This window comes from Limnobacter sp. (assembly GCF_043511195.1).
Lineage (GTDB): Bacteria > Pseudomonadota > Gammaproteobacteria > Burkholderiales > Burkholderiaceae_B > Limnobacter.
Genome location: NZ_CP121330.1, coordinates 320,862 through 342,057, shown reverse-complemented (window position 1 = coordinate 342,057; position 21,196 = coordinate 320,862). Strand labels below are relative to the sequence as shown.

At 52.7% G+C, this 21,196-nt stretch carries 22 protein-coding genes and 4 tRNA genes; 22 read left to right on the top strand and 4 right to left on the bottom strand.

Going from position 1 to position 21,196, the window contains the following annotated elements:
• Nucleotide 1: 1 nt before the first annotated feature.
• Complete coding sequence (gene ilvA / locus P0D43_RS01715) at nucleotides 2-1,522, bottom strand: threonine ammonia-lyase, biosynthetic (RefSeq protein ID WP_341237819.1); 1,521 nt, start codon at nucleotides 1,520-1,522, stop codon at nucleotides 2-4.
• Nucleotides 1,523-1,783: 261 nt separating this feature from the next.
• Between ilvA and P0D43_RS01710 the strand changes: the two genes are divergently transcribed.
• The 10 genes from P0D43_RS01710 (at nucleotide 1,784) to glmS (ending at nucleotide 12,079) form a co-directional block, all read left to right on the top strand.
• A complete protein-coding gene (locus P0D43_RS01710) occupies nucleotides 1,784-2,275 on the top strand; it encodes an SPOR domain-containing protein (RefSeq protein WP_341237818.1) in 492 nt (163 codons plus the stop codon).
• Between the two features lie 5 nt (nucleotides 2,276-2,280).
• A complete protein-coding gene (locus P0D43_RS01705) occupies nucleotides 2,281-2,922 on the top strand; it encodes a thiol:disulfide interchange protein DsbA/DsbL (protein WP_394673079.1) in 642 nt (213 codons plus the stop codon).
• A 15-nt stretch (nucleotides 2,923-2,937) separates the two neighbouring features.
• On the top strand, nucleotides 2,938-3,936 hold the full coding sequence (locus tag P0D43_RS01700; protein ID WP_341237817.1) for a septal ring lytic transglycosylase RlpA family protein: 999 nt from the start codon (nucleotides 2,938-2,940) through the stop codon (nucleotides 3,934-3,936).
• 58 nt (nucleotides 3,937-3,994) lie between these two features.
• The gene (gene hslV, locus P0D43_RS01695; RefSeq protein WP_159569051.1) at nucleotides 3,995-4,558 is read left to right on the top strand and encodes an ATP-dependent protease subunit HslV; all 564 of its coding nucleotides are present in this window, start codon (nucleotides 3,995-3,997) and stop codon (nucleotides 4,556-4,558) included.
• A 4-nt stretch (nucleotides 4,559-4,562) separates the two neighbouring features.
• Nucleotides 4,563-5,894 carry an ATP-dependent protease ATPase subunit HslU gene (hslU, locus tag P0D43_RS01690; protein WP_159569050.1) on the top strand — a complete coding sequence of 444 codons (1,332 nt, stop codon included), beginning with the start codon at nucleotides 4,563-4,565 and terminating at the stop codon, nucleotides 5,892-5,894.
• Nucleotides 5,895-5,981: 87 nt separating this feature from the next.
• Entirely contained in the window at nucleotides 5,982-6,869 is an 888-nt protein-coding gene (gene argB, locus P0D43_RS01685; RefSeq protein WP_341237816.1) for an acetylglutamate kinase, read from the top strand.
• A 41-nt stretch (nucleotides 6,870-6,910) separates the two neighbouring features.
• On the top strand, nucleotides 6,911-7,567 hold the full coding sequence (locus tag P0D43_RS01680) for a PhaM family polyhydroxyalkanoate granule multifunctional regulatory protein (protein WP_159569048.1): 657 nt from the start codon (nucleotides 6,911-6,913) through the stop codon (nucleotides 7,565-7,567).
• The gene (locus tag P0D43_RS01675) at nucleotides 7,568-8,839 is read left to right on the top strand and encodes an FIST N-terminal domain-containing protein (protein WP_394673078.1); all 1,272 of its coding nucleotides are present in this window, start codon (nucleotides 7,568-7,570) and stop codon (nucleotides 8,837-8,839) included.
• A 14-nt stretch (nucleotides 8,840-8,853) separates the two neighbouring features.
• Nucleotides 8,854-10,221 carry a bifunctional UDP-N-acetylglucosamine diphosphorylase/glucosamine-1-phosphate N-acetyltransferase GlmU gene (gene glmU, locus P0D43_RS01670; protein WP_341237814.1) on the top strand — a complete coding sequence of 456 codons (1,368 nt, stop codon included), beginning with the start codon at nucleotides 8,854-8,856 and terminating at the stop codon, nucleotides 10,219-10,221.
• A 16-nt stretch (nucleotides 10,222-10,237) separates the two neighbouring features.
• Entirely contained in the window at nucleotides 10,238-12,079 is a 1,842-nt protein-coding gene (gene glmS / locus P0D43_RS01665; RefSeq protein WP_341237813.1) for a glutamine--fructose-6-phosphate transaminase (isomerizing), read from the top strand.
• Here glmS and P0D43_RS01660 read toward each other — a convergent pair.
• Nucleotides 12,066-12,887 (bottom strand): SDR family NAD(P)-dependent oxidoreductase, encoded by an 822-nt coding sequence (locus tag P0D43_RS01660; RefSeq protein WP_159569044.1) that lies wholly within the window; start codon nucleotides 12,885-12,887, stop codon nucleotides 12,066-12,068. The genes glmS and P0D43_RS01660 overlap by 14 nt on opposite strands.
• Before the next feature lie 20 nt (nucleotides 12,888-12,907).
• Nucleotides 12,908-13,804, bottom strand: a complete 897-nt coding sequence (locus tag P0D43_RS01655) for an alpha/beta fold hydrolase (RefSeq protein WP_394673077.1) — start codon at nucleotides 13,802-13,804, stop codon at nucleotides 12,908-12,910.
• A 136-nt stretch (nucleotides 13,805-13,940) separates the two neighbouring features.
• Here P0D43_RS01655 and P0D43_RS01650 point away from each other — a divergent pair, with 136 nt between their 5' ends.
• Nucleotides 13,941-14,936 (top strand): AraC family transcriptional regulator, encoded by a 996-nt coding sequence (locus tag P0D43_RS01650; RefSeq protein ID WP_341237810.1) that lies wholly within the window; start codon nucleotides 13,941-13,943, stop codon nucleotides 14,934-14,936.
• On the opposite strand, the gene P0D43_RS01645 is transcribed toward P0D43_RS01650, so the two are convergent.
• Nucleotides 14,886-16,109, bottom strand: coding sequence for an AmpG family muropeptide MFS transporter (locus P0D43_RS01645; protein ID WP_341237809.1), 1,224 nt, complete (start codon nucleotides 16,107-16,109; stop codon nucleotides 14,886-14,888). The genes P0D43_RS01650 and P0D43_RS01645 overlap by 51 nt on opposite strands.
• A 50-nt stretch (nucleotides 16,110-16,159) precedes the next feature.
• On the opposite strand from P0D43_RS01645, the gene P0D43_RS01640 reads away from it, so the two are divergent.
• The 11 genes from P0D43_RS01640 to rplL all read left to right on the top strand — a co-directional run bounded on the left by P0D43_RS01640 (nucleotide 16,160) and on the right by rplL (nucleotide 21,178).
• Nucleotides 16,160-16,245, top strand: a tRNA-Tyr gene (locus P0D43_RS01640).
• Nucleotides 16,246-16,298: 53 nt separating this feature from the next.
• Nucleotides 16,299-16,372, top strand: a tRNA-Gly gene (locus P0D43_RS01635).
• A 17-nt stretch (nucleotides 16,373-16,389) separates the two neighbouring features.
• Nucleotides 16,390-16,464, top strand: a tRNA-Thr gene (locus P0D43_RS01630).
• Nucleotides 16,465-16,513: 49 nt separating this feature from the next.
• Nucleotides 16,514-17,707 carry an elongation factor Tu gene (gene tuf / locus P0D43_RS01625; RefSeq protein WP_159569032.1) on the top strand — a complete coding sequence of 398 codons (1,194 nt, stop codon included), beginning with the start codon at nucleotides 16,514-16,516 and terminating at the stop codon, nucleotides 17,705-17,707.
• 14 nt (nucleotides 17,708-17,721) lie between these two features.
• Nucleotides 17,722-17,797, top strand: a tRNA-Trp gene (locus P0D43_RS01620).
• Between the two features lie 57 nt (nucleotides 17,798-17,854).
• Nucleotides 17,855-18,238 carry a preprotein translocase subunit SecE gene (gene secE, locus P0D43_RS01615; RefSeq protein WP_394673076.1) on the top strand — a complete coding sequence of 128 codons (384 nt, stop codon included), beginning with the start codon at nucleotides 17,855-17,857 and terminating at the stop codon, nucleotides 18,236-18,238.
• The gene (nusG, locus tag P0D43_RS01610; RefSeq protein ID WP_008248014.1) at nucleotides 18,238-18,771 is read left to right on the top strand and encodes a transcription termination/antitermination protein NusG; all 534 of its coding nucleotides are present in this window, start codon (nucleotides 18,238-18,240) and stop codon (nucleotides 18,769-18,771) included. Before secE ends, nusG begins: the two co-directional genes overlap by 1 nt.
• A gap of 114 nt (nucleotides 18,772-18,885) precedes the next feature.
• Complete coding sequence (gene rplK / locus P0D43_RS01605) at nucleotides 18,886-19,317, top strand: 50S ribosomal protein L11 (protein ID WP_394673075.1); 432 nt, start codon at nucleotides 18,886-18,888, stop codon at nucleotides 19,315-19,317.
• Nucleotides 19,318-20,016 (top strand): 50S ribosomal protein L1, encoded by a 699-nt coding sequence (rplA, locus tag P0D43_RS01600; RefSeq protein ID WP_159569038.1) that lies wholly within the window; start codon nucleotides 19,318-19,320, stop codon nucleotides 20,014-20,016.
• A gap of 209 nt (nucleotides 20,017-20,225) precedes the next feature.
• A complete protein-coding gene (rplJ, locus tag P0D43_RS01595) occupies nucleotides 20,226-20,756 on the top strand; it encodes a 50S ribosomal protein L10 (RefSeq protein WP_159569037.1) in 531 nt (176 codons plus the stop codon).
• Nucleotides 20,757-20,803: 47 nt separating this feature from the next.
• Entirely contained in the window at nucleotides 20,804-21,178 is a 375-nt protein-coding gene (rplL, locus tag P0D43_RS01590; RefSeq protein WP_159569036.1) for a 50S ribosomal protein L7/L12, read from the top strand.
• Nucleotides 21,179-21,196 lie beyond the last annotated feature (18 nt).

The window sequence follows — 21,196 nt, the reverse complement described above, 5'->3', positions numbered from 1 at the left end:
CTTACTTCAAAAACAGCTTGTACGCCGGGTTCTCCGTTTCATTCACCGCCGGGTAGCCCAATTGTTTTACAAACTTGTCGAACTCGCCGTGGTCCGCAGGCGGCACCTGAATGCCCACCAAAATACGACCATAGTCGGCGCCATGATTGCGGTAGTGAAACAGGCTGATATTCCAGCCTGGGTTCAGGGCGGTTAAAAATTTCGTCAATGCGCCTGGTCGCTCGGGGAATTCAAAGCGATACACCAGTTCATGGTCTGCCGAATTGGACCTTCCGCCCACCATGTGCCGCAAGTGCAGCTTCGCCATTTCATCGTCAGTCAAGTTCAGTGCGTCAAAACCAGATGCGATAAAGCGTTGTTGCAATTCATCTGCTTGCGTGCGACTGCCAATTTGAATGCCGACAAAAATATTGGCCTTGGCCGAATCGGACATGCGGTAGTTGAACTCCGTCACATTGGTGGGGCCAAGCAAATCACAAAACTTTCTGAAGCTGCCGCGTTCCTCTGGCACAGTGATGGCAAAAATTGCCTCGCGTTGCTCACCCACTTCTGCGCGTTCAGCCACAAAACGCAGACGATCAAAATTCATGTTTGCGCCACAGGAAATGGCGATCAGGGTTTGATTCTGTAGACCCATTTCAGCGGCATACTGTTTCAAGCCGGCTACAGCCAGGGCCCCTGCTGGCTCCAGAATGCTGCGTGTGTCCTGAAAAACATCTTTGATTGCAGCGCAGGCTTCATCAGTCGTCACGCGAACAACGCCGTCGACATATTTCTCGCACAGGCGGAAGGTTTCCTCGCCCACCAGCTTGACTGCGGTGCCGTCCGAAAACAGGCCAACCTCTGCCAGCGTCACGCGTTTGCGTTGTTCCAGGCTTTGCGCCATGGCATCGGAGTCCACGGTTTGCACGCCGATGATTTTGATGTCGGGGCGCAACTGCTTTACATAAGCACCCACTCCAGCAGCCAAACCGCCGCCGCCAATCGCAATGAAAATGGCATGAATGGGACCTTGGTGCTGGCGTAAAATTTCCATGCCCACTGTGCCTTGTCCTGCTATCACATCTGGGTCATCAAACGGGTGCACAAAGGTCAAGCCCTTGGCTTGCGCCAATTCGGTAGCATGTCCTGCCGCATCGCTGTAGCTGTCGCCAAACAGCACTACATTCACCCAGTCGCCGCCAAAGCGTTTCACAGCGTCGATTTTCAGGGCTGGGGTGGTGGTGGGCATCACAATGGTGGCCAGGCAGCGCATCTTCGCTGCAGACAATGCAACGCCTTGCGCGTGGTTGCCTGCAGATGCGGCGATCACACCCCGTTCCAGTTGAATAGGGCTTAAATGGGCCATCTTGTTGTAAGCGCCGCGCAGCTTGAAGCTGAATACCTCTTGCATGTCCTCACGCTTTAGCAACACCTCATTGGCAGTGCGAACAGACAAGGAATGTGCACGTTCCAACGGTGTTTCAATGGCCACGTCGTAAACCTTGGCGGTCAGTATGCGTTTTAGATAGTCAAGACCCACAAAGCACCTATTTATTGCAGATTTTTAAGCAAATTTCGAGCTTTTGCCCATGAAGGCTACACTTTACAGCATGAGGGCAATCCCAAAAGCCGGCTTGCGCGTTTGGGTCGCATCTGCAGGTCGCCTTCGGGCATAATTTAGGCTCAGTTTCTCAAGGACAGGTTCAAACCCCCAATGGCATCTACAAAATCATCGAAACCCAAAGCGAAACCTCAAGTCAAAAAATCCCTTGGAAATACCATCCCCGCATTCGTGTTCGGCATGGTGTTTGGGCTTTTGATTGCGCTGGGAGTGGCGTTGTTTGTCAGCAAGTCCCAACTGCCTTTCTCGGGCGCCGAAACGCAAGGGGCTGTGCCCAATGTGTCGCCTGGGCCTGGTAACAGTCCACCTGATCCCAACACTGCCATTTATGGCAAAGCCAATGCCAATCAGGGCAATGTGGTTACCATCGATCCATTTCAGCAGGGCACGGAACCTCAGACCGGTGATGGCACTCCAATTCAACAAATTGAACCTGTGGCTCAGGCCATTTACTTTCTGCAGCTGGGAAGTTTTCGAAATCGAGAAGACGCCGAGCAACTGCGGGCGCAGTTGGCGTTTGTGGGCACAGAATCCGAAATTGCCGTGGGCGAAGTCAACGGCAATGTTGTAAACCGCGTTCGTGTGGGGCCATTCGGCAGTGCGAACGAAGCCTATCAGGCCCGAATCCCCCTTACCAAAGGCGGTTTCGAGGCAACTGTGGTCAAGGAGTAAAGAAAATGAAGCGTCGTGAATTAATTCAAAGTGCAGTTGCATTGGGCGTAGTAAGTGCCTTGGGCGGCTTGTCCCCGGCCTTGGCACAAGATGCGGGCGCATTCCGAAAAGTACGTCGGGAAGTTCCTCGCTCCACCCCCGGCAAAATTGATGTGGTTGAGTTCTTTTGGTACGGCTGCATTCACTGTTACAACTTCGAGCCCAAGGTGAATGCCTGGTACAAAAAGCTGCCCAGCGATGTCGTATTTACCAAAATCCCGATCGTTTATCAAAGTCAGCGTGTCAACTTCCAGGGTCACCAGCGCCTGTATTACACACTAGAGGCCATGGGCAAGCTTGATATGGCCCACAGCAAGGTATTCGAAGCCATGCACAAAGACAAAAAGCAGTTGGCGAATGATGAACAAATTTTCGACTTTGCCGAATCTCTCGGTCTGAAGCGCGAAGAGTTCGCCAACATGTTCAAATCATTCGGTGTGAATGCGAAATGTGCGCAAGCCAAGTCGATTTTTGAAGCTTACGGTGCAGATGGCGTTCCTACCCTTGGGGTTGATGGCAAATTTTTCACCTCCGCATCGATCGCGGGTTCTGAAGACAATGCAATTCGTGTGGCCGAGGCCTTGATCCGACGACAGCGCCAGGCCTGAAAATCAGGGGAAAAGATGAAGGAGGATTCTATGCGCGGTGGTGTTGTCCGGTTTGTTGCTTTTGCATCGCTGTCATTGATCCTGGGGGCTTGCTCCAGCGTTCCTCTGGACAAGCCTGTTTCGTCGCCGCCAGCGAGAACCGTGGCCAAACCCTCGGTGCCTCCGCCGGTGAAACATGAAAACTGGGAGCCAGCTCCACAAGGTGGTGGCTATTATCTGGATGATGGTCCCGGCGATTTGCGTCCGGCAAACCTCGACGACTTGCCCTCTGCCGAACCACAGCTCGAGCCCATCGCAATTCGCAATACCCGGCCTTACACCGTCATGGGCCAGGATTTCACGCCGCAAACTTCTCTCGAAGAGCCTTACAGCCAGAAAGGTCGGGCCAGTTGGTACGGCAAAAAATTTCATGGTGCAAAAACTGCCAACGGTGAAATTTACGACATGCATCAAATGACGGCAGCGCACACCACTTTGCCTTTGCCAAGTTATGCCAAGGTTACCAATCTGGCCAATGGCAAGTCTGTTATTGTTCGGGTCAACGACAGGGGGCCATTTTTACGTGGCCGAATCATCGATCTCAGTTATGCCGCCGCGTATCAGCTGGACTACATCAAGCAAGGTAGCGCTGAAGTACTCGTTGAAAAAATGACTCCCGACGCAATCGCGCAGTACCATGCCGAAAAAAATGGCACAGTGGTGGCCAAGAATGGTGTGCGGGTTGAGCAGGTTGCCATGAGCAATACCTCCGCATTGGTGCCCGTCCATCGAATTCCGCTGTATCTGCAAATTGGTGCCTTCGGCAACAAAAACAACGCGGAAGCCCTGGTGTCTCAAGTGTCTTCCAATCACGAGGTCTTCGGCAAAGCCAGTCAAATTCTTTCCGAAGCGGGCGTTCACCGGGTACTGGTGGGCCCATTCACCAGCATCGATCAGGCCAATGAGGCCGCCATCGAACTCAGTGCCTTCGTTCAGGTTCAGCCGGTCATCAAACAAGACTTGATCTTGCCCTGATTGTCCCCATATCGGGAAATCGACGCGCAAAGCGCAACACCCCAACCAAAGGATAGGCATGGAGCAATATCACGGCACCACCATATTGTCAGTACGCAGAGGTCAGCATGTCGCGCTGGGAGGCGACGGGCAGGTTACTCTGGGTCATATTGTGGTCAAAGGGTCAGCCCGCAAAGTCAGGCGTCTTCACCACAACAAAATTCTTGCAGGCTTCGCTGGCGGTACGGCCGATGCGTTCACCCTGTTCGAGCATTTTGAAGCCCAACTCGAGAAGCACCAGGGCCACCTTTTGCGCGCGGCTGTAGAGCTGGCCAAAGAATGGCGTACCGATCGCATGCTTCGCAGGCTCGAGGCCATGCTGGCCGTGGCCGATGAAAATCATTCCCTGATCATTACCGGCAATGGCGATGTACTGGAGCCCGAGCAAGGTTTGGTGGCAATCGGTAGTGGCGGTGCGTATGCGCATTCCGCGGCAAAGGCTTTGCTCGAAAACACCGAACTGTTACCAGAAGAGATCGTCAAGAAATCGCTGACCATTGCCGGCGAATTGTGTATCTACACCAATCAACATCACACCATTGAAGTGTTGGGTGCCCCCGAAGCATCTGGCAGCAAAGGTTAACGCCATGACTCAACTTACACCCTCAAATATTGTTGAAGAACTCAACAAGAACATTGTTGGCCAGGATGCCGCCAAGCGTGCTGTGGCGGTTGCACTTCGCAACCGCTGGCGTCGCATGCAGGTGCCCATGCCTCTGCGCCAGGAAATTACGCCCAAAAATATTCTTATGATCGGCCCAACTGGCGTGGGTAAAACCGAAATCGCCCGTCGATTGGCCAAGCTGGCCAATGCGCCATTTATCAAGATCGAAGCCACCAAGTTCACCGAGGTCGGCTACGTGGGGCGCGATGTGGACACCATTATTCGTGATTTGATTGAAATCGCTTTGAAGCAGGTGCGCGAAGAAGCCCAACTTGGCGTTATCGAAGAGGCTAAAACTGCTGCCTTCGATCGTGTACTGGATGCTTTGCTACCGCCTGCCCGTGATTTTGGCTTCACCGAGAAAGCGCCAGAGCCCGATGAAAATCGAACCCGCATTCGTTTTCGCGAAAAGCTTTTTGCTGGCGAGCTCGATGACAAGGAAATCGAGATCGAAGTCGCTGCGGCCTCTCCGTCGCTGGATGTGGTCGGTCCTCCCGGCATGGAAGAGCTCACCGGGCAGTTGCAGTCCATGTTCCAGAACATGTCCGGTGGCAAGAAAAAGCTGCGCAAAATGAAAGTGTCCGAGGCGCTCAAGGCAATTCAGGACGAAGAAGCCGCCAAGCGTGTGAACGAAGAGGAAGTTCGAGCCAAAGCGATTTCAAGGGTCGAGCAAGACGGTATTGTGTTTCTTGATGAAATCGACAAAATTGCCACGAAAGCCGATGGGCGCGGCACCGATGTATCCCGGCAGGGGGTTCAACGTGATTTGCTCCCACTGGTCGAGGGCACAACCGTCAACACCAAATACGGCATGATTAAAACAGATCACATTCTGTTTGTGGCCAGCGGCGCTTTCCATTTGTCCCGTCCTTCCGACCTCATTCCTGAGTTACAGGGGCGTTTCCCCATTCGGGTTGAACTGGAATCGCTGACCGTTGAAGATTTCACGCGAATTCTGACCAGCACCGATGCCTGTCTTACCGAGCAGTACAAAGCCTTGCTGGTCACCGATGGTGTCGAGCTGGAATTCACGGACGAAGGGGTGCGCAGGCTGGCGGAAATCGCATTCACGGTGAATGAGAAAACCGAGAACATCGGCGCTCGCCGCTTGTACACCGTCATGGAGCGTCTGCTCGAAGAGGTGGCATTCGAGGCCAATGGTCAGGCCAGGCAGGTCAAAGTCACGGCAGAGTTTGTGGACTCCAGGCTGGGTGAAGCAGCCAAATCCGAGGATCTGGCCCAATTCATCCTCTAGAATCCGTCGATCGGCATTCTTGTCGTCTTTGTCCGGGTAGATTCGCTTTAAAATGCACTTTGTGCCCAGTTTCTACCCGGACAACTCATGACGACCGACATCCTTACCTCTGCAATCAAAGCCAAAGTTCTGTCCGAGGCTCTGCCCTACATTCGCCGTTTTCACGGCAAAACCGTGGTGGTCAAATACGGCGGCAACGCCATGACCGATGTCAATCTGCAAAAATCCTTCGCACACGACGTTGTATTGCTCAAGCTGGTGGGCATCAACCCAATCGTTGTTCACGGCGGCGGCCCACAAATTGACGAGGCATTGCGCCGCATTGGCAAGCAGGGAACCTTCATTCAAGGCATGCGTGTCACCGATGAGGAAACCATGGAAGTGGTTGAATGGGTATTGGGTGGACAGGTACAGCAAGACATCGTCATGATGATCAACGAGCATGGCGGCAAGGCGGTTGGTCTAACCGGCAAGGATGGTGGGCTCATTCAGGCTCGCAAAATGAAACTTGCTGACAAAAGCGAGCCGGGAAAATTCCACGACATCGGCTTTGTGGGCGAAATTGCGTCTATCGATCCGGCCATTGTGAAAGCCCTGCAAGACGATGCCTTCATCCCCGTTATTTCTCCGATTGGTTTTGGTGAAGACGGCATGGCCTACAACATCAACGCAGATCTTGTCGCCGGGAAAATTGCCGAAATCCTGAAGGCTGAAAAACTCATCATGATGACAAACACCCCCGGGGTGTTGGACAAAGATGGCAAGCTGCTCACCGGCCTTACTGCCAAGCGGATTGACGAACTGTTTGAAGATGGCACCATTTCAGGCGGAATGCTGCCCAAGTTGTCTTCCGCGATTGAGGCGGCAAAAAGCGGAGTAAACTCAGTTCACGTGGTAGACGGTCGTGTTCCTCACTGCCTTCTGCTTGAAATTCTGACAGACCAAGGCGTGGGAACCATGATTCGCAGTCACTGAAAAACTCAGCAGGGCAATCCGCGTCAAACGCAGGAGGAAGCATGTCGAACAAAAGAATACCCAATTTATCGGTTACCGATGGATTTGATTTCGTAAAGAAAATCTGGGGAAGTTTGCCGATCCCCAGCGTCATGAATCCGACCACCGATCTCGATGAGCTCGATAAGCGAATCTCCGATCTCAAAGCCGTCGAGCAATGGCTGAATGTCAACCTCAGCATGCTCCGCGCCACCATACAAGGGCTGGAGGTGCAGCGTGGCACCATCGCCACCATCAAGTCTTTCAGTTCAAATCTGGGTTTGGGTGGTGATCGCGCAAGCGACGTCAATCAGGCAGTCAACGAGGAGATTATCCGGAATGCCATGCAGGCCGCGGTGGCACCGCCGCCCGTTCCGCGTGTCGAGCCGGTAGCGCCGAAAACTCCAGCCCCCGAGCCTGCCGCTGCACCGTCTGCAAGCGACGCAGCCGCTCAGGAATCCTCGAAGGCCATGGTGACCAACGCCACAGCCTGGTGGGGTTTACTGCAGGATCAGTTCAACAAGGTGGTGGCCACAGCAGCCATGGCTGGCGCTGGCTCCGAAGCCAGTCCGGACGAGGCTGAGCCCGCCAAAAAGCCCGTTAAACCCAAAGCAAAGCGTGCAGCGACGCCTCGCAAAAAAACAGCAAGTAGCACCCGCCCCGCGCGCACAAGGACCTAGATGTTTCGTTTTGGCCATGCCACACACCCCAACTGGAGAGAAGCACTTGAACTCGTGTTGGTGCAGCTCGAAGGCCAAATGCAACTGGAGCAGTTCGCAAGCGACATCTCCCGACCTCAGAAATTGGGTTTGATTTATGCCACCGAGGCATTTGCCGACAACATGCCGCAAATTCTTCAGGGTTTGCGCCAGCGAACCGGCATCAAGGAATGGGTTGGTGGGCTGGCGCCTGGTGTGTGCAGTAGTGGGGTTGAGTACTATCAGGAACCTGCGTTGGCTGTCATGTTGATGGAATTTCCTGCAGATTCTGCCCGAGTGTTTTCTGGCAAATTGCCTTTGCCAAAGCCGGGTACTGTCACAGCCTCGGGGCGTGATGCAATGTACTCTGCGCTGATCCACATCGATCCGCTGACCGAGGACATCGATGACCTGCTTGATGATTTATCGCTTAAAGTCAGCACGCGTCAAATTTTCGGTGGTTTGGTGTGCGCAGGTGCCGCCAACACCCATATCGCGCTCGAGCCCTTGTCGGGTGGGGTCTCTGGTGTGGTGTTTGCCAGTGGTTTGCCGATCGAAGTCCGCATGACACAAGGTGTCCAAGTGGTCGGTGTCGAGCATGAAATCAGCGGGCTGCGCGGTAATTTTGTTGAAGAGCTCGACGGGATGCCCGCGCTCGACGTGCTGCTTGCCGACTTGGGTCTGCAGCCCGATTCAGACGAAGGTGACCCGGCAAGTCAGGCCGCCGAGGTGTTGGCCAAGCGTTTCGCCCATGGCTTGTTTGTGGGTTTAACCGACCGAGCCCTGGCGGAGTCAATCGCACTAAAAGGTCTTACGGCGGGTCGCTCCGAAGCGCATCAGTTGAAAGTTCGCCCGGTAGTTGGCATGGATCCCAATAAAAAGTCCCTTGCTGTGGCAGAAGACTTCAAGCTGGGCGATCGCTTGGCATTTTGTACCCGCGATGAAAATTCTGCGCGGGTTGATCTCACCCGCATGTGTGCTGAATTGCGTGAAGACCTTGATGCACCTGCACCCAAATTAAACGAGCTACAGGCAGCCGGTTTTTCTGGAATCCATTCTCAGCGCAAACCGCGCGGCGCAGTGTACATTGCATGCAATGGACGGGGGGCAGCATTGTTCGGCCTTCAAGGCGTTGAGCAGCAAATCGTGCGTGAACAGTTGGGCGATATTCCCCTCATCGGTTTTTCGGCCAACGGTGAAATTTTCCGCGGTGCGTTGTACGGTTACACCGGTGTGCTGGCTTTGTTTTTCTAAATTTGAATACTGACATGAATATTTTGATACTCGCAGCGGGCAAAGGCACCCGCATGAAGTCCGCCTTGCCCAAGGTGTTGCACCCGGTGGGCGGACAATCCATGCTGGGGCGTGTGGCCAGCACGGCTTTCCAGTTTGACAATCCACATGTGGTGGTGGTGGTTGGGCACGGCGCCGAAGCGGTTCAAAGTCATTTGTCCTCACAGCCCCGCATTCAATTCGCCACTCAGTCAGAACAACTGGGCACGGGCCACGCCGTTCAGTGCGCCAGTTCCGCACTGGTCGACCACGCAGTCACTTTGATTTTGTACGGGGATGTACCCCTTATTCAATTCGAGTCCTTGCAACCTTTGGTTCAGGCTGCGCAGGCCGGGCAATTGGGTTTGATGACATTGAACATGCCCAATCCGCAAGGTTATGGCCGAATTCTTCGCGACATCGAAGGGGCGGTGGTTGGAATTGTTGAGCAAAAAGACGCTACGCCTGCACAACAGGCCATCACAGAGGTCAATACCGGCATTTTTGCCTGTCCCACTGCCCAATTGAAAAGCTGGGTCGGCAAACTAAGCAACAACAATGCGCAGGGCGAGTATTACCTCACCGACATCGTCGCGATGGCGCATGCAGAAGGCCTCTTGGTGCGCACTTGCCAACCAGGGCAAAGCTGGGAAGTGTCAGGTGTTAATTCCCGTGCTCAGCAGGCTGAGCTTGAGCGAATCTGGCAACAGCATCAGGCAGAAAAGCTCATGCTTGAAGGTGTTCAGCTACTCGATCCAGCCCGATTCGATTTGCGCGGCACGTTGCGTTGTGGCACGGATGTGTCCATCGACATCGGCTGTGTATTTCATGGCGAAGTCACTTTGGGCAATGGCGTATCCATCGGCCCCTATTGCATACTCAATAACGTCAACATCGCGGCAGGTACCCGCATCGAGGCTTATTCCCATCTCTCTGATGCAACAGTGGGAGAAAATGCAGTCATCGGCCCCTATGCACGTTTGCGCCCCGGTGCCCGGCTGGGCAACGAAGTACACATCGGCAACTTTGTCGAGGTCAAAAATGCCAGCATTGCCAACCAGTCCAAAGCAAATCATCTCGCCTACATTGGCGATGCGCAAATCGGTGAAAGGGTAAATGTGGGTGCAGGAACCATCACCTGCAATTATGATGGCGCCAACAAACACCTCACCATCATTGAAGATGACGTTTTTATCGGTTCAGACACACAGTTGGTTGCACCCGTTACCGTGAAGAAAGGGGCCACGCTTGGCGCGGGCACCACCCTCACCAAAGACGCACCTGAAAACGCACTCACCGTGTCACGTGCCAAACAAATCACGATCACGGGCTGGAAGCGCCCGGTCAAATCAACCAAAAAATAAAGGAATACCTCACACCATGTGCGGAATCGTCGGCGTACTTTCTAAAACCAACAGCGTGCCAGTGTTGATCGATGGCCTGAAAAAACTTGAATATCGCGGATATGACTCGGCCGGGTTGGCCATTCAGTCGGATACCGATCAATCCATTCACCGCGCACGCAGTGTCGGTCGCGTGGTTGAGCTCGATTCCAGCACCAAAACACTGAGTGCGCGTATGGGCATCGCTCACACCCGTTGGGCCACACATGGTGTGCCCAGCGAGCGCAATGCACACCCTCACATCAGTGAAGGGCAGGGCGTGTCAGTCAGTGTTGTGCACAACGGCATTATTGAAAATCACGAAGAAATTCGAAAGGCGCTCACCGCTGAAGGCTACGTGTTTCAATCCGACACGGATACCGAAGTGATTGCCCACCTTACCCACAAACACTTGGTGCAAGGGCTCGCGTTGCGGGCAGCTGTGCAGGCCACCGTGAAAAAGCTTCAAGGTGCTTTTGCCATTGCGGTGATTTGCAACACTGCGCCACTGACCTTGCTTGCGTCCAAGAAAGGTGCACCACTGTTGGTTGGGCACGGAGATGGAGAATATTTTCTCGCCTCCGATGCGTCTGCATTGGTGGCCTATACCAAACAAATTACTTATCTCGAAGAAAATGACGTGGTTCAGTTGCAAGCAGCGGGAGTCTCGTTTTTTGACGGCGCAGGCCAACAGGTTGAGCGTTCGATCATCGAGAGTCAGTTGTCTGCCGATGCAGTAGAGCTTGGCCCTTATGCCCACTACATGCAGAAGGAGATTTATGAGCAGCCTGGCGCAATAGCGGCAACGCTGGAAATGGTCAGCAATGCCTCCGCGGTAAAGCCCGAGTTATTCGGCGCTGAGGCAGGCCATATTCTCCCTGGTATTCAGCAAGTACTCATTCTTGCGTGTGGCACCAGCTATCACGCTGCATCGGTTGCACGTTATTGGCTCGAATCGATTGCTGGTCTGCCAACCAACGTTGAAATCGCAAGCGAATATCGCTATCGCACCAGTGTCAGTCTTCCCAATACTTTGGTGATCACCATTTCACAGTCCGGAGAAACAGCCGATACTCTTGCCGCGCTTGAACACGCCAAGTCACAAGGCATGGTGAACGCGCTCTCCATTTGCAATGTTCCAGAATCTGCGCTGATTCGCGCCAGTAATTTGAAATTCCTGACTCGGGCGGGTCCGGAAATCGGTGTGGCGTCAACGAAAGCGTTCACCACGCAGCTTGCGGCGCTCTTTACCTTCACGTTGGTCATGGCCAAATTGCGCGGCAAACTCGATGTTGAGCAGGAAAAAACCCTGTTGACCCAACTGCGTCACTTGCCTTCCGCCATGCAAAACATCTTGGCACTCGAGCCAGAAATCAAGGCTTTGGCGGCCAGTTTTGCAGAAAAGCGCCACGCACTGTTTTTGGGACGTGGTGTGCATTACCCCATTGCCATGGAAGGTGCATTGAAGCTGAAGGAAATCAGCTACATTCACGCCGAGGCTTATGCGGCAGGGGAATTGAAACACGGTCCGCTGGCCTTGGTCGATGCAGACATGCCCGTGGTGGCGGTTGCACCCAAAGACACACTGATCGAAAAGCTGAAATCGAACCTGCAGGAAGTTCGTGCGCGCGGTGGCGAACTTTACATTTTTGCTGATCGTGATACCAAAATCGAGAAAGCCGACGGCGTGCACGTGATCAACCTGCTTGACCACGCCGGGCATTTGTCCCCGATTTTGCACACCTTGCCATTGCAATTGTTGTCCTATCATGTGGCACTGGTAAAAGGCACCGATGTGGACAAGCCCCGCAATCTCGCCAAGTCAGTTACCGTCGAGTAAGCGACTCCGCTTCTTCTGCCTTGAATTTTTTCAAGGCTTTTTCCGAGCCTTGCAGCCTGCTCAGGCCCTCTGCCACCCGGTGAAATAAACCAGGTGCCAATATCAGGGGTGCAATGGTTCTGGGCGCAATAATTTTTCTTTGGCGCTTTTCAATGCCACGGAACATGGCATTAATCACCTGCTCGGGCTCCACTGCGCCAAATGCACCTTTGTGGCCACCCCACAGCACGCCTGCATTCACCTCTTGAATCATGGCGGTGTTGGTAAACGTCGGGTGTACACAGCCCACGTCAATGCCGTCCAGTGCAAGCTCCTGGCGCGCAACATCCGCCAGTGCCTCAACCGCCGCCTTCGATGCAGCGTAATGCCCCATCAGTGGTGTGTGAATTGCAGCAGCCAGGGACGAAATAACCTGTAGGTAACCCTTGGTCTCGCGCAGGTAAGGAATGCCAGCGCGAATGGTGTTGAATGCACCATTTACATTCACCTGCATCACGGCATCAAAATCAGCCGGGTTCATGTGTTCAATCGAACCCATTTTCAAAATACCCGCATTCACAACCACCACATCAATCCGGCCAAAACGTTCTTTGCACTCCGCCATCGCAAGCTCAAGGTCAGCAGGCTTGCACACATTGGCCTGGCAGCCGGCTATTGCCTCGCCGCCCAATGTTTCCACTTGCTCGAACACGGCTTCGGTATTCAAATCCACAATAAAAGCCTTGCCACCCTTGCTGACCACTTTCGCTGCCAGTCCTGCCCCAAGTCCGCGGGCGCCACCTGTAATAAAAACCACCTTGTTCTTCATGTTGTTTTCCGTCAATTTCGTTAAAGTGATTCAATAAAAGAAATGCAATCCGCCGCAAAACGATCAGGTGTTTCTTCCATCGGAATATGGCCCACTTCGCGATACACCTTCAATTCCGAATTTGGGATGTCCCGGTTGAATCGTCCCGCCATCTCGATACTGACCCATCGATCATTCCCTCCCCACACAATCAGCGTTTTGCACTGTATTTCGGAAAGTCGCTCCGAACCCAGTTCACCATCGGTAAACACGCCCACCATCTTGCCCACAGCGCTTCGGTTTGGCTTGTGCATAAACAACTCAAGGTACCTTTCCAGCACTTCTTTTTTCAGTTTGCTTTTGTCGCCATACACATCCCGTACCGCCATTCGCAGCAAAAATGCCGGCACCGTATATCGCGTCAGCCAAGCGATTGGCTTAATCGTGAACAGGGTAATGTAGATTGGTAAAGGTTGCTGGTATCCCACCGCATCCGAAATAATCAATCCACGAACCCGCTCCGGGTGTCTTTGGGCTTGGTCCCAGCTCAAAAATCCACCAAACGAATTGCCGATCATCACGCATTTTTTAATCTGTAACTCGTTTAACACAGCGTCCACAAATTGCTGATAAAAGGCCACATCCATTTTGCGAATGTTTCCTTGTTCATCGAGTGCAGGTCCGGTCAGGCCGAAGGGGGGCAAATCGAAGCGAATGATCCGAAACTGTTTGCTCATGTGCGCGCAAACATCACTCCAAGTGTGCAAGTTCGCCGCAAAGCCATGAATCATGACCACATCGGGGCCGCTGCCCTCAATGCTCACATGCACTTTCATGCCTATGCAATCCAGAAAAATTGATGTGGGCAACGCATGTTTTTCAATCAGTGTTTTCTTGTCCGGGCCAGCCCATCCAAACTCATTCAGTAATCGATTCAAGCAACGTCTCCCGTGGTTTTGTTCCATGACAGTGTAGAAGCCACACACTCTGTTCGAACTTGATTACAATCAATGATGATTGATATTTTCGGACAAACCCCATTTCTCTATGCCAGCTCGCCGAACCGTCGTTAGCGTGAAAATTCTGAGTGAGCTGGGTGTGCGGCTGGGCTCCACCCGCAGCGCGCTCCTCACCGGCTCTTCCATATTGCCAGCCCAGCTTGACGATCCCCACGTTGAAATCGATCCGGATCAGGAATTGCAGGTGATCCACAACCTGGTGCGTCTGCACGGCAAGGTTCCTGGTTTGGGGCTTATGGCAGGTTCTGAGTATCATCTCACGACCTATGGAATATGGGGCTATGCCTTAATCACCAGCCCCACCTTCCGGCAGGCTGTTGAACTTGGCTTGCGTTATCTCGATCTCACTTTCGCGTTCTCAAAAGTTGAGTTGGCTTTGGGCAATGGCCTCGCATCCATGGTCTTGACAGTCGATCATTTGCCGCCCGCGGTGCGTTCATTTGTGGCCGAACGGGACTGCTCTGCGATTCAGGTTTTACAGCGCGAATTATTTGGTGTCAGCCTGCCTTTGCGCGCGGTTGAATTTGCTTTTGCGCCGAATGCGCCCATGGCTCAATACGAAGCCATGTTTGGCTGTATTCCGCAGTTCAACGCAGCGGTCAACAGGGCCACATTTGACGAGCAATGGCTGAATTTGCCGCTGCCCAAAGCCAATGAGCACAGTGCCAGGTTCTGTGAAACCCAATTGGAAAATCTGCTCTCCCGCAGAATGCAAAGGGGGGGAGTCTCCGCGTGGTTGCGCAACAAGTTGCTGGCCGACTTGTCCTCTTCCCCAAGTCTGGCGCAAATTGCCACCGACCACTTCATGACTGAGCGCACTTTGCGCCGGCGATTAACCGATGAGGGCACCAGCTATCGCGATTTGTTGGCAGAAGTTCGTCAAACCATGGCCGAAGAATTACTCGGTTCTACGGGGCTGAGCGTGTCAGAGGTCTCCGCCCGGCTTGGCTATTCCTCTCCATCGGCTTTTATTCACGCTTTCCAGAAATGGCACAGTTGCTCACCGCGCCAATTTTTGGATGCTCGATCGGAGCAAATAAAGCGCGATTAGGCCCGGTATGGCCGCCAGGGTTGAAAACACGAAAAAATCACTCCACCCATAGGCGTCCACTACATAACCTGCAGGGGCTGCCAGGTAAACACGCCCCATGGCGGCAAGCGACGAAAGAAGCGCGTATTGTGTAGCCGAAAACTCCTTGCTGCACAGGCTTGTCAGCAAGCCCACAAAGGCTGCTGTGCCCATTCCCCCGCACAGGTTTTCAACAAATACAGCACCCCCCATCGCCCAAATATTCGGTTCAATTACCGATAAAACCCAAAACGACAAATTGGACACAGCTTGAAAAATACCGAACAACATCAGTGAGCCATACAAGCCCATTCGAGTCATCAAGGCGCCACCAAGAAATGCACCTAACAGGGTAGCGATCAGGCTGACAGTCTTGTTCACCGCGCCCACTTCGGTCAGGGTAAAGCCAAGGCCCTTGAGTAAAAATGCAGTGGTCAGTGATCCAGCAAATGCATCGCCCACCTTGTAAAGCACAATCAGTACCAAAATCCAGATAGCGGCTTCCTTGCTCATGAAGTTGCGCGTTGACTCCTTCACAATTCCAAACAGGTTTCGTTTGCTCTCCCTTCGGGCCAAATCTTCAGCCGTATCAGCTGTCGGGCTTAAAGCCGTAATCACGGCGCAGGCAGCAAGCAGTCCCGCCATCAGCAGGTAGGTGCCAGTCCAGCCCAGGTACTCGCCCGCCAAAATCAGTGCCAATCCGCCAGACACCAACATGGCCACACGATAGCCCGTCACGTAATACGCAGCGCCAAGACCACGTTCCTGGGCGGGCAGCAAGTCAGTCCGATAGGCGTCAATTGCCATGTCCTGGGTCGAGGAGCAAAAGGCAATGGCGACTGCCACCGCAGCGACAGTCCACGCGGAATGGGCATCCACAAATGCCATGGCCGCGATTAATCCGGCGCATGCCAATTGCATCAGCGCGATCCAGCCGCGTCGCTGATCAAAAAAACCGGGTTTCAAATAATCCAGAAAGGGCGACCACAAAAACTTGTACGTGTAAGGAAATCCAACCACCGCATACAAGCCGATGGTTTTGATGTCCACATTTTCGACAGCAAGCCACGCTTGAAGCGTACTTCCCGTCAAGGCAAGGGGCAGACCACTGGAAAAACCAAGAATTAATATACAAATAAGGCGGAAAGGGGGCATAGGGTGTTGACGGTAATTAAAAAAGCATACATAATCCGGGGTTCTCTTTTGGAGAGATGTCCGAGTGGCTAAAGGAGGCAGACTGTAAATCTGTTGGCGTATGCCTACGCTGGTTCGAATCCAGCTCTCTCCACCAAGAATTCAAGCAGTTTAACCGAGTGCGCCCTTGAAAAGGGGTTCACAAGGTGTGCGGGTGTAGCTCAATGGTAGAGCTGAAGCCTTCCAAGCTTAAGACGAGGGTTCGATTCCCTTCACCCGCTCCAGGCTTTAATAGAAAGTTGCTCATGTGGCTCAGTGGTAGAGCACTCCCTTGGTAAGGGAGAGGTCGGCAGTTCGATCCTGCCCATGAGCACCATACCGTTATAACCGCACTCGCATTGTTGGGTGCCCGCACCGAGGTCGTCATGGCAAAAGAAAAGTTTGAGCGTAAGAAGCCACACGTAAACGTTGGAACGATTGGTCACGTGGACCATGGCAAGACAACATTGACGGCGGCGATCACAACAGTATTGGCGCGACTGAGCGGCCATGGTGAAGCCAAGGGCTACGACCAGATCGATGCGGCTCCGGAAGAAAAGGCGCGCGGCATTACGATTAACACAGCCCACGTTGAGTACGAGACAGAAACACGTCACTACGCACACGTGGATTGCCCAGGTCACGCCGACTACGTCAAGAACATGATTACTGGTGCAGCGCAGATGGACGGCGCAATTCTGGTCTGTTCAGCAGCCGACGGCCCCATGCCACAAACGCGTGAGCACATCTTGTTGGCTCGCCAGGTTGGCGTACCTTACATCATCGTGTTCCTGAACAAGTGCGACATGGTGGATGACGAAGAGTTGCTGGAGTTGGTTGAAATGGAAGTGCGCGAGCTACTTTCCAAGTACGACTTCCCAGGCGACGATGTGCCAATCGTAAAGGGTTCAGCCAAGCTGGCCCTGGAAGGTGACACAGGCGATTTGGGCGAAGGCGCAATCAAGCAGTTGGCAGCAGCGCTTGACAACTACATTCCAACACCCGAGCGCGCAATCGACGGCACCTTCCTGATGCCAATCGAAGACGTGTTCTCCATCTCTGGTCGTGGTACTGTAGTAACAGGCCGTATCGAGCGTGGTGTGGTGAAGGTTGGCGAAGAAATTGAAATCGTGGGTATCAAAGACACGGTCAAGACAATTTGCACGGGCGTGGAAATGTTCCGCAAGTTGTTGGATCAGGGTCAGGCGGGCGACAACGTTGGTGTGTTGCTGCGTGGTACCAAGCGTGAAGACGTGGAGCGTGGTCAAGTGTTGGCCAAGCCAGGTTCAATCAAGCCGCACACAGGGTTCAGCGCAGAAATTTACGTGTTGAGCAAAGAAGAGGGTGGTCGTCACACGCCATTCTTTAACAACTACCGTCCACAGTTCTATTTCCGTACAACCGACGTAACGGGCTCAATCAGCCTGCCCGAAGGCAAGGAAATGGTTCTTCCTGGCGACAACGTGTCGATCAATGTTGAATTGATTGCGCCAATCGCGATGGAAGAAGGTCTGCGTTTCGCGATTCGCGAAGGTGGCCGTACGGTAGGTGCTGGCGTAGTTGCCAAAATTACCAAGTAATATTCGAGTTTTTTAGGGCAATAGCTCAATTGGCAGAGCGTCGGTCTCCAAAACCGAAGGTTGTGGGTTCGATTCCCTCTTGCCCTGCCAAATTTGGTAGGATCGTCGCCGCTGAAGCGATTCAGCGGCGGCTTACATTTTGAGAATATGGCACAAAACGACATTCAAACAGTATCTAAAGGTCAAGACAAGCTGATGCTTGCGCTTGCGGTTGCATTTGCAATCGGAGGCGCTGTGGCTTTTAAGATTTTGTCAGCAGAAGATTTCTTCATTCGCCTTGGCGTTGTCTTGTTGGGTGTTGTGCTGGCGGTTGGCAGCTTTCTGCTCTCGCAAACCGGTAAGCGGTTTGTGGGTTTCGCCAAAGATTCTGTGAACGAAGCCAAGCGTGTGGTTTGGCCCACCCGAAAAGAAGGTATGCAAATGACCGGTGTGGTCTTTGTGTTTGTGTTGATCATGTCGATCTATCTTCTTCTGGTGGACAAAACACTTGAGTGGGTGTTCTACGATCTGATTTTAGGGTGGACAATATAATGTCAAAACGCTGGTACGTGGTGCACGCTTACTCGGGACTCGAGAAGAGTGTGCAGCGAGCACTGCAGGAGCGCATTGACCGTTCCGAGTTTTCGGACTTGTTTGGCCAAATCCTGGTTCCCTCTGAAGAGGTGGTTGAGATCAAGGGTGGTCAAAAATCAATTTCAGAGCGCCGTTTCTTTCCAGGTTATGTGCTGGTTGAAATGGAAATGACGGACGACTCTTGGCACTTGGTCAAGAACACGCCCAAGGTCACCGGTTTTGTTGGTGGAACGGGTAATCGTCCAACGCCGATTTCTCAAAAAGAAGTCGATAAAATCATGCAGCAGATGCAAGAGGGTGCGGAAAAGCCGCGTCCGAAGGTGTTGTATGAGGTTGGCGAAATGGTTCGAGTCAAAGAGGGCCCCTTCGCGGACTTTAACGGCAACGTTGAAGAAATTAATTATGAGAAAAGCAAGCTTCGTGTGTCGGTGACCATTTTCGGTCGCGCCACACCCGTAGAGCTTGATTTTCATCAGGTCGAAAAAGTTTGATCTGAGCGTAGCAAGTTTTCCCGCCGCCTGTATTTGATTGCTGACAGGGTGCACGGTAATTCAAGCAACAGAGGAGCGGCGATACGCTGCGTTTGAACTCACGGAGAAATTTCAATGGCCAAGAAAATCATTGGCTTTATCAAGCTGCAAGTACCGGCTGGTAAAGCAAACCCATCCCCACCCATCGGTCCAGCACTGGGTCAGCGTGGTCTGAATATCACGGAATTCTGTAAAGCGTTCAATGCCCAAACACAGGGTGTAGAGCCAGGCTTGCCAATTCCAGTGGTAATCACCGCATTCGCAGACAAGTCTTTCACGTTCATCATGAAGACTCCTCCTGCAACCGTGCTGATCAAGAAGGCTGCAAAAATCACGAAAGGTTCGCCACGTCCTCATTTGGACAAAGTGGGCAAGATCACTCGTGAACAAGCAGAAGAAATTGCAAAAACAAAAATGCCTGACCTGACCGCTGCTGACATGGATGCTGCTGTACGCACCATCGCTGGCTCAGCTCGCAGCATGGGCATTGTGGTGGAGGGTCTATAAATGGCTAAGTTGTCTAAACGCACTCAAGCATTGCGCGCGAAAATCGATCGCAATGCCGTATACCCCGTAGAGCAGGCTTTGGGCTTGATCAAGGAAACAGCAACCGCCAAGTTTGACGAGTCAGTTGACGCAGCCATTCAGTTGGGCGTTGATGCACGCAAATCAGACCAGGTTGTCCGCGGTTCAGTTGTTCTTCCTGCCGGCACTGGTAAAACAGTTCGTGTAGCTGTGTTTGCTCAAGGCGCAAAGGCTGAAGAAGCCAAGGCAGCCGGCGCAGACATCGTGGGCATGGATGATCTTGCTGCTGAAGTTAAAGCTGGCAACATGAACTTTGACGTGGTGATTGCATCCCCTGACACCATGCGTATCGTAGGTACTTTGGGTCAAATTTTGGGCCCACGTGGCCTGATGCCAAACCCAAAAGTAGGTACTGTTACTCCTGACGTGGCCACTGCGGTTAAAAACGCCAAGGCTGGTCAAGTGCAGTTCCGTACTGACAAGGCAGGTATCATCCATTGCACAATCGGTCGCGCTTCGTTCGATGTTGAAAAGCTGAAGTCCAATTTGTCCGCCCTGTTGGACGCATTGAACAAATCCAAGCCAGCATCGTCCAAGGGTGTGTACCTGAGAAAGATTGCCGTATCCAGCACCATGGGTGGTGGTGTACGCGTTGACCAAACTTCAGTGTTGGGTCAGTAAGAACTTTGGGCTGTGAATACTGATTAATTGGTATTCACAGGTTGTCAAAGACCGTTGTAAATTGAAGGCTTGTTTTCAAACCTGATTTTTTAAAAAACCATCCAACCTAGATGGCGGTCCCGAGTAAAAGTAATGAATGAATGTTCAAAGCTTGATTTCGGTCGCCTGTTTTAAACAGTGCAATAAGCGCTTCTTTTTGGAGAAAGACCGTGGCATTAAATCGCCAAGAAAAAGCAGCAGTTATTGAAGAGATCACAGGTCAATTGGCCGGTGCTCAAGCAGTGGTTGTTGCTGAATATCGTGGTCTGTCTGTAGAAAGTGTGACGCAGCTCCGCAAGGATGCTCGTGCAGCAGGTGTTTATTTGCGTGTTCTGAAGAACACCTTGGCAAAGCGAGCCATTGCCGGTACAGCCTTTGAAGGCCTGTCCAGCAAAATGGTTGGCCCGCTGATTTACGGTATCAGTACTGATCCCGTAGCAGCAGCCAAAGTGTTGGTTAATTTCGCGAAGACAAACGACAAACTTGTTCTGACCGGCGGTGCGCTGCCCGGTCAGGTGATGGGTGTAGACGGTGTGAAGGCCTTGGCCACCATGCCTAGTCGTGACGAGCTTCTGTCGAAATTGCTGGGCACGATGCAAGCACCTATCGCGACATTCGTACGTACGCTTAACGAAGTACCTACGAAATTTGTTCGCGGTGTTGCTGCCGTTCGTGATCAGAAAGAATCGCAAGCTGCTTAACTTTTTTCAAGATAGCCGAATCAAACTTTTAACTGGAGAATACTCACATGGCCACTAAAGCCGAAATCCTAGATGCCATCGCTGGCATGACCGTACTCGAATTGTCCGAACTGATCAAAGAAATGGAAGAGAAGTTTGGCGTTTCTGCTGCCGCTGCTGCTGTTGCCGTAGCCGCTGCTCCTGCTGCTGGCGCTGCTGCTGCTGAAGAAAAGACAGAATTCGACGTAATTCTGACTGCTGCTGGCGAAAGCAAAGTTAACGTAATTAAGGTTGTTCGCGCACTGACAGGTCTTGGCCTGAAAGAAGCGAAAGACCTGGTTGACGGCGCACCGAAAGCTGTTAAAGAAGGCGTTTCCAAAGCTGAAGCTGACGACGTCAAGAAGCAACTTGAAGAAGCTGGTGCAAAAGTCGACGTTAAGTAACGTCGGTTTTTGAAATGC